Here is a 15,490-nt window from a genome sequence, read left to right as displayed (position 1 = left end):
CCGTGCCGGTTCGGCTAATCTAGCGTCTTCCGACGCCGGAGACCTTCATGAAAATCGCCCGTCTGCTGATCCTGCTGGTGTTCCTGCTGGCCGGCCTGGCCATTGGATCGCTGAATTCGCAGCAGATCGACATCAATTTCGGTGTCACCGGCATCGCCACCACGTCCGGCATCGCCATCATGGTGTCGCTGTTGGCCGGCGTGGTGATCGGGGCAGCGCTGGTACTGGCCGCGCTGGTGGTCCCGTTGTACGCCAGGCTGCGCCGCGCCAACAAGGCTGCGGCCGCCGCTTCCGCACCAGCCGTCGTGCCGCTACCGACCTACGCCCATTCCGTGGATGGACGCTGATCTTCGATGGACTTCCTGACCGAGTGGTTCTGGTTCTTCCTGTTCCTGCCGCTGGCGGCGCTGAGCGGCTGGGTCGTCGGCCGCCGCGGCGGCCAGCGCCATGGCGACACGCAGGTCAGCCGGCTTTCCAGCACCTATTTCCGCGGCCTGAACTACCTGCTCAACGAACAGCCGGACAAGGCGATCGAACTGTTCCTGCATATCGCCGAACTGGACAAGGAGACCTTCGAGACCCAGGTCGCGCTCGGCCACCTGTTCCGCCGGCGCGGCGAAGTGGACCGTGCGATCCGCTTGCACCAGGGCCTGGTGCAGCGCGCCGACCTGAGCGACCCGCAGCGCGTGCAGGCGTTGCTGGCGCTGGGCGAGGACTACATGAAGTCCGGCCTGCTGGATCGGGCCGAGACCGTGTTCGCCGAACTGGCGCAGATCGACCAGCGCGCGCCGCAGGCGCTCAAGCACCTGATCGGCATCTACCAGGCCGAGCGCGACTGGGAGAAGGCGATCGACAACGCCACCCGCTACGAAGAGGTGACCGGCGAGCCGATGGGCAAGCTGATCGCCCAATTCGAATGCGAGCTGGCCGATCGGTACCGCGCGTCGGGCAAATCCGAACTGGCCCGGGCATCGATCGCGCGCGCCTACCAAGCCGATGCCAAGTCGGTGCGCGCCGGCATCCTGGAAGGACGCATCGACGTGGACGACGGCAACGACGAGGCCGCGATCCGCGCCTTCGAACGCGCCGCGCGCCACGATCCGGACTACCTGCCGGAGATCATGCCGGCGCTGATGGACTGCTACCGCCGCGGCAGCGATCTCAGCGGCGCGCGCGCGTTCCTGTCGGAAATGACCGAGCACTACCGCGGCATCGCCCCGGTGCTGGCGCTGACCCGGCTGATGGAATCGCAGGAAGGGGTGTCCGCGGCGCGCGCCTACCTCGGGCGGCAGTTGAAGGATCGGCCGTCGGTGCGCGGCGAGTCGGCGTTGATCGACCTGACCCTGGCCGAAGGCGCCGATTCCACCGCCACCCTGCAGGACCTGAAGCACATCACCGACCAGTTGCTGGTGCGCAACCCCAGCTACCGCTGCACGCGCTGTGGCTTCGGCGCGCGCACCCACCATTGGCAATGCCCGAGCTGCAAGGAGTGGGGCACGGTCAAGCCGCTGCTCAACTACGCGTTGGTGTAGGTGCCGGTCGCGGGGTGGAAGCTGCTCGCCGCGCTGGCGGCGCTCAGCGCGGTCGGGACCTGGCTGTCGCGCCGGTACGCCCTCAAACGCAAGCTGATGGACGCGCCCGGCGAGCGCCGCAGCCATGCGGTGGCGACCCCGCGCGGCGGCGGCGTGGCGATCGTGGCCGCGGTGCTGGCCGCCTGCGCGTATGCGGCGGCGCTCTGGCCGCAGCAGGGGATGACCATCGCGGCGTTCGCTGCCGGGCTGGCGCTGGTCGCCGGCGTCGGCTGGTGGGACGACCACCGCCCGCTGTCGGCCGCGCTGCGGCTGCTGGTGCATGCGCTGGCGGCCAGCGTGCTGGCCGTACTTGTCTACCGGTTGCACCACGATCCCTGGCTGACCGCGCTGACCTGGCTGGCGACGGTCTCGCTGATCAACATCTGGAACTTCATGGACGGCATCAACGGCTTGGCGACCAGCCAGGCGATGCTGGTGGCGCTGGGGTTCGCCGGCCTGCTGCCGGCGCCGTTGCGTTGGCCGTGCTGGGTGCTGATCGTGGCCTGCGCCGGGTTCCTGCCGTCCAACTATCCGCGCGCCCGCATCTTCCTCGGCGACGTCGGCAGCGGGGCGCTGGGGTATCTGATCGCCGCGCTGTTCGCGCTGTGCAATGTCGCGACCGGACTCACGCCATGGTTGCTGTTGATACCACTATCCGCGTTCGCCATCGACGCAGGCTTCACGTTGTTGTCGCGCATGCTCGCTGGCGAACGCTGGTGGCAGCCGCATGCGCAACATTTTTACCAGCGCTGGGTACATAGGGGCCGCAGCCACACGGTTGTGACCGCCGCCTATGCTCTGTTCAGCATTGTAGCCATTACAATCGCTTGGTTTGGTGGAACGTTGCGAACCGCAGGGCAGGTTGGGTTGGCGCTTGCCTGGTATGTGTCGGCGAGTGCGCTTTGGCTGACTTTGCGTAAGAGGAGTGCGCTGAACTCCGATGGATAACTAATGCTTTCCACCCGCGACCGTTTCACCGAGCTGTTCCCCAAGGCCTCCGTGGTCGTCCACGATCTGGCCATCGTCTGGATCTGCTGGCAATTGCTGCACGCGGCGCGCTACACGATGCTGCCCGGTGAGCATCCCTTGCCATTGTGGAACCTCAATACCGCCATCGTGCTGGCGGCGCAGGGTCTGGTGTTCTGGAAGGTCGGCCTGTATCGCGGGCTGTGGCGCTTCGCCAGCGTTCCGGACCTGTTGAACATCTTCAAAGCCAGTTTTTACGGCCTGGTCGCGATCGTGCTGGGGCTGGCGTACAGCCGCTTCGACTCCATTCCGTTGTCGGTGCTGTTGGTGTATCCGTTCGCGCTGTCGGCGCTGCTCGGCGCGCCGCGGCTGCTGTACCGCGCATGGAAGGATTACCAGATCGCGCATTCGGACGAGACCGCGCGGCGCGTGCTGATCGTCGGCGCCGGCCGTGCCGCCGAGGCGCTGGTGCGCGACCTGCGCCGTTCCGGCGCCTACCATCCGGTCGGTTTCGTCGACGATGCCGGCCATCTGCACGGCGCCAAGCTGCAGGGCCTGCCGATCCTGGGCCGGATCGACGAGGCCGGCGCGATCGCCAAGGAAACCGCGGCCAAGCTGCTTGTCATCGCGATCCCGTCGCTGGACGCGGCCGGCATGCAGCGGGTGGTGGTGATCTGCGAAAGCACCGGGTTGCCGTTCCGCACCGTCCCGCGCCTGCTCGACGTGCTCGAAGGCCACTATCTGCCGGGCGAACTCAAGGAAGTCGCGATCGAGGACCTGCTCGGGCGCAAGCCGGTGACCCCCGATTGGAAGCTGATCAAGGGCTGGCTGTCCGGGCGCACGGTGATGGTGACCGGCGCCGGCGGTTCGATCGGCTCGGAGCTGTGCCGGCAGTGCGCCCGCCATGGCGCACGCAAGGTGGTGCTGCTGGAGATCGACGAACTGGCGCTGATCACGATCCATGCCGACCTGCGGCGGATCTTTCCGGACCTGGAGATCGAGTGCGTGCTGGGCGACTGCGGCGATCCGGCGGTGACCCGCCATGCGATGCGCATCGCCGAACCGGATGCGGTGTTCCATGCCGCCGCCTACAAGCAGGTGCCGTTGCTGGAGCGGCAGTTCCGCGAGGCGGTCCGCAACAACGTGCTGTCCACCGAGAACGTGGCCCGCGCCTGCGTCGCCGCCAAGGTCTCGACCTTCGTGTTCATTTCCACCGACAAGGCGGTGAACCCGGTCAACGTGCTCGGCGCGTCCAAGCGCTATGCGGAGATGGTGTGCCAGTCGCTGGACGACCAGGCGGTGGGCACGCGCTTCGTCACCGTGCGCTTCGGCAACGTGCTGGACTCGGCCGGCAGCGTGGTGCCGCTGTTCCGCGAGCAGATCCGGCAGGGCGGCCCGGTCACGGTGACCGATCCGCAGGTAACGCGCTATTTCATGACCATCCCCGAAGCCTGCCAACTGATCGTGCAGGCGGCCGCCTCGGCGTCGCACGGCGCCATCTATACGCTGGACATGGGCGAACCGGTGCCGATCCGCCTGCTTGCCGAGCAGATGATCCGCCTGGCCGGCAAACAGCCCGGGCGCGACATCGCGATCGTCTACACCGGGCTGCGCCCGGGCGAGAAGCTGCACGAGACCTTGTTCTATTCCGACGAGAACTATCGTCCTACCTCGCATCCGAAGATCCTGGAGGCCGGCGCGCGCAGTTTCTCGCGCGAGAACGTGCTGCAGGGCCTGCAGCAGTTGCGCGCGGCGGTGGCCGACTACGACAGCGACGGCATCGAGAAAGTGCTGCGCACGACCATGCCCGAGTTCGCGCCGCTGCGACAACAGGCCGGTCACGATAGCTCCGCTACAATCGTCCCGTTCCCCGCGCGCGAGGCCAGAAGGCTCTGATGAGCAAGAGAATCCGCAAGGCAGTTTTCCCGGTTGCAGGTCTGGGTACCCGCTTCCTTCCCGCCACCAAGACGGTGCCCAAGGAGATGCTGCCGATTATCGATCGTCCGTTGATCCAGTACGCCGTGGACGAGGCGATCGAGGCCGGTTGCGACACTCTGATCTTCGTCACCAACCGCTACAAGCACGCGGTTGCGGATTACTTTGACAAGGCCTACGAGCTGGAGCAGAAGCTCGAGCGCGCCGGCAAGACCGAGCAGCTGGAGTTGGTGCGCCACGTGCTGCCCGACGGCGTGCGCGCGATCTTCGTGACCCAGGCCGAGGCGTTGGGACTCGGCCATGCGGTGCTGTGCGCCAAGCCGATCATCGGCGATGAGCCGTTTGCAGTGCTTTTGCCCGACGACCTGATCTGGAACCGCGGGCCGGGTGCGCTGGCGCAGATGGCCGACGTGGCCGAGCGCTCTGGCGCCAGCGTGATCGCGGTGCAGGACGTGCCGCACGAGAACACCGGCAGCTACGGCATCGTCGCGACCGAAGCATTCGACGGCAGCGAGGGCAAGATCACCGCGATCGTCGAGAAACCCAAGCCGGCCGATGCGCCGAGCGATCTGGCGGTGGTGGGCCGCTACGTGCTCAGCTCCAAGATCTTCGATCTGCTGGAAAAGACCGTGCCCGGCGCCGGCGGCGAGATCCAGCTGACCGATGCGATTGCCGCGCTGATCGGGAGCGATCCGGTGCACGCGTACCGCTTCGCCGGCACGCGCTTCGACTGCGGCACCCACATCGGTCTGATCGAGGCGACCATCCGCTATGCGCTGGACCACGAGAAGCTGAGCAAGCCGGCGCAGGAGATGTTGCGCAACGCGCTGGCCGACGTCGAGGCCGGCGGCAGGTAGAACAGCGCTGCGTAAGCGGTCCCGGCTGCGGCAGTTCGGCGCAAGCAAAAGGGCAGCTCCGGCTGCCCTTTTGCGTTGCTCCCGCGGTGCGGGTCAGAGCGCTTCGATGATGCCGGCGGCGCCCATGCCGGTGCCGATGCACATGGTGACCATGCCGTACTTCTGCTGGCGGCGGCGCAGGCCGTGCACCAGGGTGGCGGTGCGGATCGCCCCGGTGGCGCCGAGCGGATGGCCGAGCGCGATCGCGCCGCCGAGCGGGTTGACCTTGGACGGGTCCAGGCCGCTGTCGCGGATCACCGCCAGCGACTGCGCGGCGAAGGCTTCGTTGAGTTCGATCCAGTCGAGTTGGTCCTTGCTCAGGCCGGCCTGCTTGAGCGCCTTCGGAATGGCCGCGATCGGGCCGATGCCCATCACTTCCGGACGCACGCCGGCGACCGAGAAGCTGACGAAGCGGGCGAGGGGGGTCAGTCCGTAGTCCTTGATCGCCTGCTCGGAGGCCAGCAGCACCGCGCCGGCGCCGTCGCTCATCTGCGAGGAGTTGCCGGCGGTGACGCTGCCGCCGAACTGGCCGTTGCGGAACACCGGACGCAGCTTGGCCAGGCCTTCGATCGAGCTGTCCGGGCGCGGGCCCTCGTCGGTGTCGACCAGGCGCTTGCGCAGCGCGATGACGTTGCCGGCCAGGTCGGGCTGGTGCGACAGGATCTGGTACGGGGTGATCTCGTCGCGGAACTCGCCGGCGGCGATCGCGGCGATGGCCTTCTGGTGCGAGGCGAGCGCGAACGCGTCCTGGTCCTCGCGCGACACCTTCCACTCTTCGGCCACCTTCTCGGCGGTGATGCCCATGCCGTAGGCGATGGCGAGGTGGTCGTCGGCGAACACGCTCGGCGACAGCGCGACCTTGTTGCCCATCATCGGCACCATCGACATCGACTCGGTGCCGCCGGCCAGCATCAGGTCGGCGTTGCCCAGGCGGATCTGGTCCGCGGCCAGCGCCACCGCCTGGATGCCAGAGGAGCAGAAGCGGTTGATGGTCTGCCCGGCCACCGAATTGGGCAACCCGGCCAGCAGCACGCCGATGCGCGCCACGTTCATGCCTTGCTCGCCCTCGGGCATCGCGCAGCCGATGATCGCGTCGTCGATGCGCGACGGATCGATGCCCGGCGCCTGCGCCACCACCGCGCGCAGCACGTGCGCCAGCATGTCGTCCGGCCGGGTATTGCGGAACACGCCCTTGGGCGCCTTGCCGACCGGGGTACGGGTGGCGGCGACGATGTAGGCGTCTTGGATCTGTCTGGTCATTGCGTGAGGTCTCGAATGGCTGGAAGGGTGCGGTTCGGGACTCGGGACTGGGGACTGGGGACCCGGAAAGTCAAAAGCGCGTCGTGGCGGCTCTTGCTTTGCCGGGTCCCGAGTCCCGGGTCCAGAGTGCCGTCTTCAATCAGTTCCTCAGCGGCTTGCCCGTCTTGAGCATGTGGCCGATGCGCGCCTGGGTCTTTTCCTGCTGGGCCAGTTCGACGAAGTGCTTGCGCTCGAGCCTGAGCAACCATTCCTCGTCGACCAGCGCGCCGCGATCGACGTCGCCGCCGCACAGCACCGTGGCGATGCGGGTGGCGATCTCGTCGTCGTACTCGCTGATGAAGCGGCCTTCCAGCATGTTGACCAGCAGCATCTTGAAGGTGGCGATGCCGACGTCGCCGGCGACCTGGATGCGCCGTGCCGGCAGCGGCGGGCGGTAGCCGCCCTCGGCCAGCGCACGTGCTTCGGCCTTGGCGATGTACAGCGCCTCGTCGCTGTTGAACACGACCTTGTCGGTGCCGCGCAGCAGGCCCAGTTCCTTGGCGTTGACCGCCGAAGTGGACACCTTGGCCATGGCCACGGTCTCGAAGGTCTTCTTCAGTTCGGCGAACACGTCGCCGCCGGCTCCACTTGCATTCGCCCCGGCCGCCTGCGAGGCGCGCACCGCGATCTCCTTCAGGCCGCCGCCGGCCGGCAGTAGGCCGACGCCGGCCTCGACCAGGCCGATGTAGCTTTCCAGCGCGGCCACGGTCCTGGCGCTGTGCATCTGGAATTCGCAGCCGCCGCCCAGGGCCAGGCCGCGCACCGCCGCGACCACCGGCACCAGCGAATACTTGATGCGCTGGCTGGTGGCCTGGAAGTTGGCGACCATCGCCTCGAACGCATCGACCTTGCCGGCCTGCAGCAGGCCCAGCGCGCCGGCCAGGTCGGCGCCGGCGGAGAAGGGTTCCTTCTGCTGCCAGATCACCAGGCCCTTGAAGTCCTTCTCGGCGCGGCCGACCGCTTCCTGCAGGCCGTCGAGCACCTGGTCGGAGACGGTGTTCATCTTGGTCTTGAAACTGACCACGGCGATGTCGTCGCCGTCGTGCCACAGGCGCAGGCCGTCGTTCTCGAACACGGTCTGGCCCGCGGCGAACGTCTCGCCCAGCAGCGGGTCGGGGAAGCGCTGGCGCTGGTACACCGGCAGCGCCGAACGCGGCAGCTTGGCGTTGCGCGCCGGGCTGTAGCTGCCCTCGGCGGCGTGCACGCCGTCGCGGCCGTCGAACACCCAGTCCGGCAACGGCGCGCTGGACATGGCCTTGTCGGCGACGATGTCGTCGGCGATCCATTGCGCCACTTGCTTCCAGCCGGCGGCCTGCCAGGTCTCGAACGGGCCCAGCGACCAGCCGTAGCCCCAGCGGATCGCCAGGTCCACATCGCGCGCGGTCTCGGCGATGTCGGCCAGGTGGTAGGCGCTGTAGTGGAACAGGTCGCGGAACGTGGCCCACAGGAACTGCGCCTGCGGGTGCTGGCTCTCGCGCAGCTTGGCGAACTTCTCGGCCGGGTTCTTGATCTTCAGGATCTCGACGACTTGCGGCGCCGCGACGCGGTCGGCCGGGCGGTAGGGGAAGGCGGATCCCTCCGCAGAAACCCGGCCATCCATGGCCGGACTGTTCAATGTCTCCAGGTCCAGCACCACGATGTCCTTGCCGATCTTGCGGAAGATGCCGGCGCCGGCCTTCTGCCCGAGCGCGCCCTTGGCGATCAGCGCGTCCAGCCACTTCGGCGAGGCGAAGTACTGGTGCCAGGGATCGTCGGGCAGAGTGTCGGCCATGGTCCTGATGACGTGGGCCATGGTGTCCAGGCCGACCACGTCGGAGGTGCGGTAGGTGGCCGATTTCGGCCGCCCGACCAGTGGGCCGGTCAGCGCGTCGACTTCGTCGAAGCCCAGGCCGGACTGCGCGGTGTGATGGATGGTGGACAGGATCGAGAACACGCCGATGCGGTTGCCGATGAAGTTCGGGGTGTCCTTGGCGTAGACCACGCCCTTGCCCAGGGCGGTGACCAGGAACGCTTCCAGCCCTTCCAACACCGCCGCGTCGGTGCCCTTGGCCGGGATCAGCTCGGCCAGGTGCATGTAGCGCGGCGGGTTGAAGAAGTGCACGCCGCAGAAGCGGTGGCGCAGCTGCTCGGGCAGCACGTCGGACAGCGCGTTGATGCCCAGCCCGGAGGTGTTGGAGGCCAGCACCGCGTGATCGGCCACGAACGGGGCGATCTTCTTGTACAGGTCCTGTTTCCAGTCCATGCGCTCGGCGATGGCCTCGATGATCAGGTCGCAGCCGCGCAGTTGCTCCAGGCCGGAGTCGTAGTTGGCCGGGGTGATCGCCTCGGCCAGCGCGGCGCTGGCCAGCGGCGCCGGGCTCAGTTTGCTCAGGTTGGCGATGGCCTTGAGCACGACGCCGTCGGGATGGCCTTCCTTGGCGGGAAGATCGAACAGCAAGGTGTCGACGCCGGCGTTGGCCAGGTGCGCAGCGATCTGCGCACCCATCACGCCCGCGCCCAGGACGGCGGCACGGCGGACTAGCAGGGGGTTGGACATAGCGATCAGCCTCTGTGGGTCAACGATTGCGGGATGCGGGTCTTGCAGGATGGTTTTACGCAACGGTTCTTGCGGAATCAGGGCGCGGCGCAGGCCAGGAAGCCCGCTTCGGCGAAACGGATCAGTTCGCGCGCGGCGTGGGCGCGGTGTGCCCCTTCGCTGACCCCGGCGGGGCGCTTGATCAGGCCGAAATCGGCCATGGCGTAGGTCAGCGCGCCGGCCAGGAAGTCCAGGCGCCAGTACAGTTCTTCCTTGCTCAGTTCGGGCACGCAGGCGGCGATGGCCTTGCCGAACTCGCGCAGCACGTGGCCGTAATGGTCGGACAGGAACTGGCGCAGGCTGTCGTTCTTCTCGGCGTAGGCGCGGGCGATCACGCGCACGAAGGCGCCGCCGCTCTGGCGGTCCTGGGCCATCGCCAGCGCCGGTTCCACGAACGCCGCCAGCACCGGGCCGAGCAGGCCCGGATGGGCGCGCTGCGCAGCCTCCAGCTGCGCCATGCGCGCCGCGGTCATCTCGTCCATGCGTCGCCGGAACACCTCGTTGACCAGGTTCTCCTTGGAGCCGAAGTGGTAGTTGACCGCGGCGATGTTGACGTCGGCCTGGCTGGTGACCTGGCGCAGCGAGGTGCCGGAAAAGCCGTGCTGGGCGAACAGTTCCTCGGCCGCGCCGAGGATGCGGTCCTTGGTGGAGAAGTGCGCTTGCTTTGCCATGCGGTCGCCGGAATCAATCAAACGATTGTTTGAGTGTAGGCGCCGATACCGGCCGCGTCATGTTGCGCTGCAGCACCATTCAGTCCGCGGCCGTGCAATGCCCGCTGCGATTGGATAGAATTGTCCATCGCAATTCTGGCTAAGCCCGCGTTTTGACGCGGGTTTTTTTCATGCTAACCTCGGGCCCTCAGTGGCCCGCCCCACTCGGAGAACTTTCCATGGCGCTGGAGCGCACCCTATCCATCATCAAGCCCGATGCCGTCGCCAAGAACGTCATCGGCGAGATCTACTCCCGCTTCGAAAAGGCCGGCCTGAAGGTCGTGGCCGCCAAGTACAAGCAGCTGTCGCGCCGCGAGGCCGAGGGCTTCTACGCGGTGCACCGCGAACGCCCGTTCTTCAACGCCCTGGTCGAGTTCATGATCTCCGGCCCGGTGATGATCCAGGCGCTGGAAGGCGAGAACGCCGTGGCCGTGCACCGCGACCTGCTGGGCGCCACCAACCCGAAGGACGCCGCGCCGGGCACCATCCGCGCCGATTTCGCCGATTCGATCGACGCCAATGCCGCGCACGGCTCCGATTCGATCGACAACGCCGCCAACGAAGTGGCGTATTTCTTCGCCGTCACCGAAGTGGTCTCGCGCTGAGAGGTCCATCGTGAACGAGGTCGTCCACACTCCGTTGGCGCTCGCCGATCCGCTCAGGACCGGCGCTGCAGCCAAACAGAATCTGCTCGACCTCGATCGCGAGGGGTTGGAACGTTTCTTCGCCGAGACCCTCGGCGAAGCGCGCTACCGCGCCCACCAGGTGATGAAGTGGATCCACCACCGCTACGTCACCGACTTCGACCAGATGACCGATCTGGGCAAGGCGTTGCGCGCCAAGCTGCAGCAGTATGCCGAGATCCTCGTCCCCGGCGTCGTGTTCGACAAGCCTTCCAGCGACGGCACCCACAAGTGGCTGCTGGCGATGGGCACCGACGGCAAGAACGCGATCGAGACTGTCTACATCCCCGACAAGGGCCGCGGCACCCTGTGCGTGTCCTCCCAGGTCGGCTGCGGCCTGAACTGTACGTTCTGCTCGACCGCCACCCAGGGCTTCAACCGCAACCTGTCCACCGCCGAGATCGTCGGCCAGGTGTGGGTCGCGGCGCGCCACCTGGGCAACGTGCCGCACCAGCAGCGCCGTCTCACCAACGTGGTGATGATGGGCATGGGCGAGCCGCTGATGAATTTCGACAACGTCGTGCGCGCGATGAGCGTGATGCGCGACGACCTGGGCTACGGCTTGGCCAACAAGCGGGTGACGCTGTCGACCTCGGGCCTGGTGCCGATGATCGACCGCCTGTCCAGCGAGAGCGACGTGTCGTTGGCGGTGTCGCTGCACGCCGCCGACGACGCGCTGCGCGAGACGCTGGTGCCGCTCAACAAGAAATACCCGATGGCCGAGTTGATGGCCGCCTGCGCGCGCTACCTGCGCGCCAACAAGCGCCGCGAATCGGTGACCTTCGAGTACACGCTGATGAAGGGCGTCAACGATCAGCCCGAGCATGCGCGGCAGCTGGCGCGGCTGATGCGCCAGTTCGACAACGTGGTGCAGGCCAAGGACGCGGGCAAAGTCAACCTGATCCCGTTCAATCCGTTCCCGGGCACGCGCTACGAGCGCTCCGGCGAGACCGCGATCCGTGCGTTCCAGAAGATCCTGCTCGATGCGCAGGTGCTGACCATGGTGCGGCGCACGCGCGGCGACGACATCGATGCGGCCTGCGGCCAGCTCAAGGGCCAGGTGCTGGACCGTACTCGCCGCCAGGCCGATTTCCAGCGTCAATTGCAGGCGCGGGCGGACCGGGATGCGGCCGCCTAAGCATCCGGTCGCGCTCGCCGCGTTGGCCGCGACGCTGCTGGCGCTGGCGGCCTGCGGCCTGCGCAGCATCAAGCCCGGCAAGCTGCGCGGTGTCGAGCAGGTGGCGCCGGAATACGATTTCCGCGACAGCAGCGCGGTCAAGGCGCGCTATGTGCTGCAGGAGCAGCTCGGCCTGGCCGGCAACCGGCTCAGTGCCGGCGATCTGGCTGGGGCCGAAGGCCATGCCCGCAAGGCGCTGGCGCTGGCGCCGGATTCAGTGCAGGCGCAGACGCTGCTGGCCGTGGTCGCCGACCGCCGCGGCGACGCCGCCGCCGCCGGCGACCGCTACCGCAAGGCCGCCGAACTGGCGCCGAATCGCGGCGAGACCTTGAACAACTACGGTGCTTGGCTATGCGCGAACGGCGCCGCGTCCGAGTCGCTGCAATGGTTCGATCGCGCCCTGGCCGCGCCGGGCTACGCCACGCCGGCCTCGGCCTTGGCCAATGCCGGCGGTTGCGCGCTGCGGATCGGCCAGCGCGAGCGCGGCGTACGCGACTTGCGCAAGGCGCTGGCGCTGGAGCCGGGCAATGCGTACGCGCTGGAAGCGATGGCGCGCGAGGAAGCGGCGCAGTCGCGCTTCTTCGAGGCGCGCGCCTTCTCGGAACGGCGTCTGGCAGCTGCGCCGGCCACCGCATCCGTGTTACAACTTGCTATTCAGATTGAACAAGGGCTGCGCGACATGGCTGCCGCCGGCCGTTACCAACAGCGGTTGCGCAAGGAGTTTCCCGATGCCGCGACCGCGATTCCCGGGGCTAGTGCATTGTGACCAGTGATTACAATCCGAACGCTTTCGACGGCGCCAAAGGTTGCGGACAACAACTCCGCGAAGCACGCGAGGCGGCCGGCCTGAGCATCCAGGAGGTCGGCAGCCGGCTGCACATGCCGGTGCACGTGGTGCGTGCGCTGGAAGCGGAACAGTGGCCGCGTCTCGGCGCGCCTGTGTTCGTGCGCGGTCAGTTGCGCAGCTACGCGCGCCTGCTCGGGATCGACCTGGAGCCGCTGCTGGCGACCGCGCATGTCGCGCCGGTGCAACCGGTGGAGCTGATCAGCCACACGCATACGCCGCGGCTGCGGCGCATGCTCGAGAGCGCCACCCGGCGCCTGGTTTACGTGGTGCTCACCGCCGGGTTGGCGGTGCCGGTCTGGTACGCGACCCGCACCCATTTCGCCGAAGACGGCCCGAACACCGCGTCGCTGGACGTGGTGCCGACGGCGCCGGCCGCCGCCGCGCCGCAGGCGCCTGCCGGCCGCGGCGCCGCGGTGGCCGCTCGCGTCGCGCCCAGTGCCGCGCCGTACATCGCGTCGCTGACGCCACTGCCGCGCGCCTCCCACGAGGCGGAGAAGGCCGGTCTCAGTCTGTCGTTCCACGGCGACAGCTGGGTGCAAATCAGCGCTCCGGACGGCACGCCGCTGGAGAAGGCGTTGCTGAAGGCGGGCCAGACGCGCGACTACGCGCCGGGTCAGGTGGGCCGCATCGTGCTCGGCAATGCGTCGGCGGTTCAGGTTCAGCAATCCGGTAGTACCGTGGATCTGACCGCGTACAAGCGCGCGAACGTGGCGCGCTTTGCGGTATCCTCCGACGGTTCCGTGGTGCCGGCGTCCGACTGACGGCGGCGCGGTTCCCCAATCTCAACATTGCATGTCCCGTCGTTGCGGCGGGGCGAGAGTACGCATGGCGATCGACGACCTGCTCGACGAGCACGAACAAAGCGAACGCGTCCGCACTTGGCTCAGGAAAAACGGCGCCGGCCTGATCGGCGGCGTCGTCCTGGGCATCGGCGCGATCATTGGCTGGCAGTGGTGGACCAGGCAGCATGCCAACGACCTGGCGCTGGCCAATTCCCGCTACGACGCCGTACTCAAGAGCATCCAGGCCAACCAACTGGACAAGGCGAGCAAGAACATGGCGGCGCTGCAGCAGGGCCCGGCCAACGTCTACGCCGAACTTGCCGCGCTGCGCCTGGCCAAGGCGCAGGCCGACGCCGGCAAGTACGATCAGGCCCTGGCGACGCTGCGCGCGCTCAAGGCCGAGGGCGAGCTGAAGCAGCTGATCGACCAGCGCGTGGCGCGCTTGCTGATCCAGACCGGCAAGAGAGACGAAGCGCTGAAGCTGCTGGCCTCGGCCGAGGACAACCAGAGCCTGGAAATTCGCGGCGATGCGCTGATCGCGCAGGGCAAGCGCGATGCGGCACGCGATGCGTACGCCAAGTCGTTGACCACCCTGGACGTGGCAGCGCCGCAACGGCGACTGTTGGAAACGAAATTGATGGATGCGGGCGGCACCGTGCCGAATCCCGCGGAGCCGATCTGATGAAGGTAGTCATGTTCAAGCGCATCGCGACCGTCGCCCTGCTGGGCGTGGCCCTGTCCGGCTGCAGCACGGTCAAGGGCTGGTTCGCGGGCAAGGATGCGGCTGCCAAGAAGGCCGCCGAGCCGGCCGAACTGGTCGATTTCAAGCCGTCGGTGAAGATCGTCAAGCTGTGGTCGACCGACGTCGGCAAGGGCGAGCGGCGCATCGGCGTGCGCCAGCGGCCGGCGGTGGCCGACGGCAAGGTATATGTGGCCGCGTCCGCCGGTTCGGTCTACGCGCTGGACCTGCAGACCGGCAAGACGCTGTGGGAGTACGACGCCAAGAAGGCGCGCAAGGAGCGCCTGTCGCAAGTCCAGGCGCAGCCGAAGAGCCAGGTCGAGGGTGAATCGAGCAAGGATCTATCCAAGGACGAGCGCGTGGCCTTCAAGCAGCGCCTGCGCAACGAGAAGCAGCAGGTCAAGGAACGCAAGCGGCTCGAGAAGAATCGCCCGTTGCCGCGCTTCGCCGGCGGTCCGGGCGTGGGCGAGGGGCTGGTGGTGGCGGGCGGCCTGAACGGCGAGGTGGTCGCGCTCGACGCCGCCACCGGGGCCGAGAAGTGGCGCGCCAAGGTGCCCAACGAAGTGATCGCCGCGCCGGTGGTGTCGCAGCACCTGGTGTTCGTGCGCAGCAACGATGGCCGGACCACTGCGTTCGACGCGAGCAACGGGCAGCAGCGCTGGTTCAATGCGCAGGAACTGCCGACCCTGACCGTGCGCGGCAACGCGCCGGTGGTGTCCGGTCCGGGCGTGCTGTTCATCGGCAACGACGATGGCACCCTGGCGGCGCTGGCGATGCAGGACGGGCGCGTGCTGTGGGAGCAGGCCATCGGTGTGCCGGAAGGCCGCACCGAACTGGAGCGCATGGCCGACGTGGACGGCGCGCCGGTGCTGGACGGCACCACCCTGTACGCGACCAGCTTCAAGAACAAGACCCTGGCGCTGGAAGGCCCGAGCGGCCGCCCGCTGTGGAGCCGCGATCATGGCGGCGCCGGCGGCGTGGGTGTCAGTGCCGGCAGCGTGGTGGTGGCCGACAATGCCGGTTCGGTGTGGGCGCTGGACAAGGCCTCCGGATCGGCGACCTGGTCGCAGCCGGCACTGGCTCGGCGCTCGCTGACCGGTGTGGCGATCCAGGGCGACTATGCGGTGGTCGGCGACTACAAGGGCTACCTGCATTGGCTCAAGCTCGACAATGGTGAATTCGCCGCGCGCGCGCGCGCCGGACGCAAGGCGCTGTTGGCGCAACCGGTGGTGGCCGACGGCATCCTGCTGGTCCAGAACACGAAAGGCGACCTGACCGCGTTCCGGTTGGGTCAGTAACAGGAAGGAATT

General features: G+C 67.9%; 14 protein-coding genes. 11 read left to right on the top strand and 3 right to left on the bottom strand.

Going from position 1 to position 15,490, the window contains the following annotated elements; translation table 11 throughout:
• Positions 1-47: 47 nt before the first annotated feature.
• From G4Q83_RS08210 to galU, 5 genes are read left to right on the top strand one after another with little or no spacing between them, the layout of a single operon-like run.
• Positions 48-347 (top strand): lipopolysaccharide assembly protein LapA domain-containing protein, encoded by a 300-nt coding sequence (locus G4Q83_RS08210; protein WP_128420020.1) that lies wholly within the window; start codon positions 48-50, stop codon positions 345-347.
• Positions 348-353: 6 nt separating this feature from the next.
• The gene (gene lapB / locus G4Q83_RS08205; RefSeq protein WP_128420021.1) at positions 354-1,532 is read left to right on the top strand and encodes a lipopolysaccharide assembly protein LapB; all 1,179 of its coding nucleotides are present in this window, start codon (positions 354-356) and stop codon (positions 1,530-1,532) included.
• The gene (locus G4Q83_RS08200; RefSeq protein WP_128420022.1) at positions 1,533-2,519 is read left to right on the top strand and encodes an MraY family glycosyltransferase; all 987 of its coding nucleotides are present in this window, start codon (positions 1,533-1,535) and stop codon (positions 2,517-2,519) included.
• Between the two features lie 3 nt (positions 2,520-2,522).
• Positions 2,523-4,433, top strand: coding sequence for a polysaccharide biosynthesis protein (locus tag G4Q83_RS08195; protein ID WP_128420023.1), 1,911 nt, complete (start codon positions 2,523-2,525; stop codon positions 4,431-4,433).
• Positions 4,433-5,329, top strand: a complete 897-nt coding sequence (gene galU / locus G4Q83_RS08190; RefSeq protein WP_128420024.1) for a UTP--glucose-1-phosphate uridylyltransferase GalU — start codon at positions 4,433-4,435, stop codon at positions 5,327-5,329. The genes G4Q83_RS08195 and galU overlap by 1 nt, the downstream gene beginning before the upstream one ends.
• 93 nt (positions 5,330-5,422) lie before the next feature.
• On the opposite strand, the gene G4Q83_RS08185 is transcribed toward galU, so the two are convergent.
• The 3 genes from G4Q83_RS08185 to G4Q83_RS08175 all read right to left on the bottom strand — a co-directional run bounded on the left by G4Q83_RS08185 (position 5,423) and on the right by G4Q83_RS08175 (position 9,913).
• The gene (locus G4Q83_RS08185) at positions 5,423-6,628 is read right to left on the bottom strand and encodes an acetyl-CoA C-acyltransferase (protein WP_128420025.1); all 1,206 of its coding nucleotides are present in this window, start codon (positions 6,626-6,628) and stop codon (positions 5,423-5,425) included.
• 139 nt (positions 6,629-6,767) lie between these two features.
• Complete coding sequence (locus tag G4Q83_RS08180) at positions 6,768-9,203, bottom strand: 3-hydroxyacyl-CoA dehydrogenase/enoyl-CoA hydratase family protein (RefSeq protein ID WP_128420026.1); 2,436 nt, start codon at positions 9,201-9,203, stop codon at positions 6,768-6,770.
• A 77-nt stretch (positions 9,204-9,280) separates the two neighbouring features.
• On the bottom strand, positions 9,281-9,913 hold the full coding sequence (locus G4Q83_RS08175; protein ID WP_128420027.1) for a TetR/AcrR family transcriptional regulator: 633 nt from the start codon (positions 9,911-9,913) through the stop codon (positions 9,281-9,283).
• Between the two features lie 218 nt (positions 9,914-10,131).
• On the opposite strand from G4Q83_RS08175, the gene ndk reads away from it, so the two are divergent.
• The 6 genes from ndk (at position 10,132) to bamB (ending at position 15,478) form a co-directional block, all read left to right on the top strand.
• The gene (ndk, locus tag G4Q83_RS08170) at positions 10,132-10,557 is read left to right on the top strand and encodes a nucleoside-diphosphate kinase (protein WP_128420028.1); all 426 of its coding nucleotides are present in this window, start codon (positions 10,132-10,134) and stop codon (positions 10,555-10,557) included.
• A 10-nt stretch (positions 10,558-10,567) separates the two neighbouring features.
• Positions 10,568-11,773, top strand: coding sequence for a dual-specificity RNA methyltransferase RlmN (gene rlmN / locus G4Q83_RS08165; RefSeq protein ID WP_386272136.1), 1,206 nt, complete (start codon positions 10,568-10,570; stop codon positions 11,771-11,773).
• Positions 11,774-11,795: 22 nt separating this feature from the next.
• Positions 11,796-12,578 (top strand): tetratricopeptide repeat protein, encoded by a 783-nt coding sequence (locus tag G4Q83_RS08160; RefSeq protein WP_185817422.1) that lies wholly within the window; start codon positions 11,796-11,798, stop codon positions 12,576-12,578.
• Entirely contained in the window at positions 12,575-13,420 is an 846-nt protein-coding gene (locus G4Q83_RS08155; RefSeq protein WP_128420030.1) for a helix-turn-helix domain-containing protein, read from the top strand. Before G4Q83_RS08160 ends, G4Q83_RS08155 begins: the two co-directional genes overlap by 4 nt.
• A 64-nt stretch (positions 13,421-13,484) precedes the next feature.
• A complete protein-coding gene (locus G4Q83_RS08150; RefSeq protein ID WP_128420031.1) occupies positions 13,485-14,123 on the top strand; it encodes a YfgM family protein in 639 nt (212 codons plus the stop codon).
• Positions 14,123-15,478 (top strand): outer membrane protein assembly factor BamB, encoded by a 1,356-nt coding sequence (gene bamB / locus G4Q83_RS08145; RefSeq protein ID WP_170069155.1) that lies wholly within the window; start codon positions 14,123-14,125, stop codon positions 15,476-15,478. The genes G4Q83_RS08150 and bamB overlap by 1 nt, the downstream gene beginning before the upstream one ends.
• Positions 15,479-15,490 lie beyond the last annotated feature (12 nt).

Origin of the sequence: Xanthomonas theicola (genome assembly GCF_014236795.1) — a bacterium.
GTDB lineage: Bacteria > Pseudomonadota > Gammaproteobacteria > Xanthomonadales > Xanthomonadaceae > Xanthomonas_A > Xanthomonas_A theicola.
The sequence above is the reverse complement of the archived record's forward strand: the minus strand, read 5'-3'. Positions and strand labels throughout refer to the sequence as shown.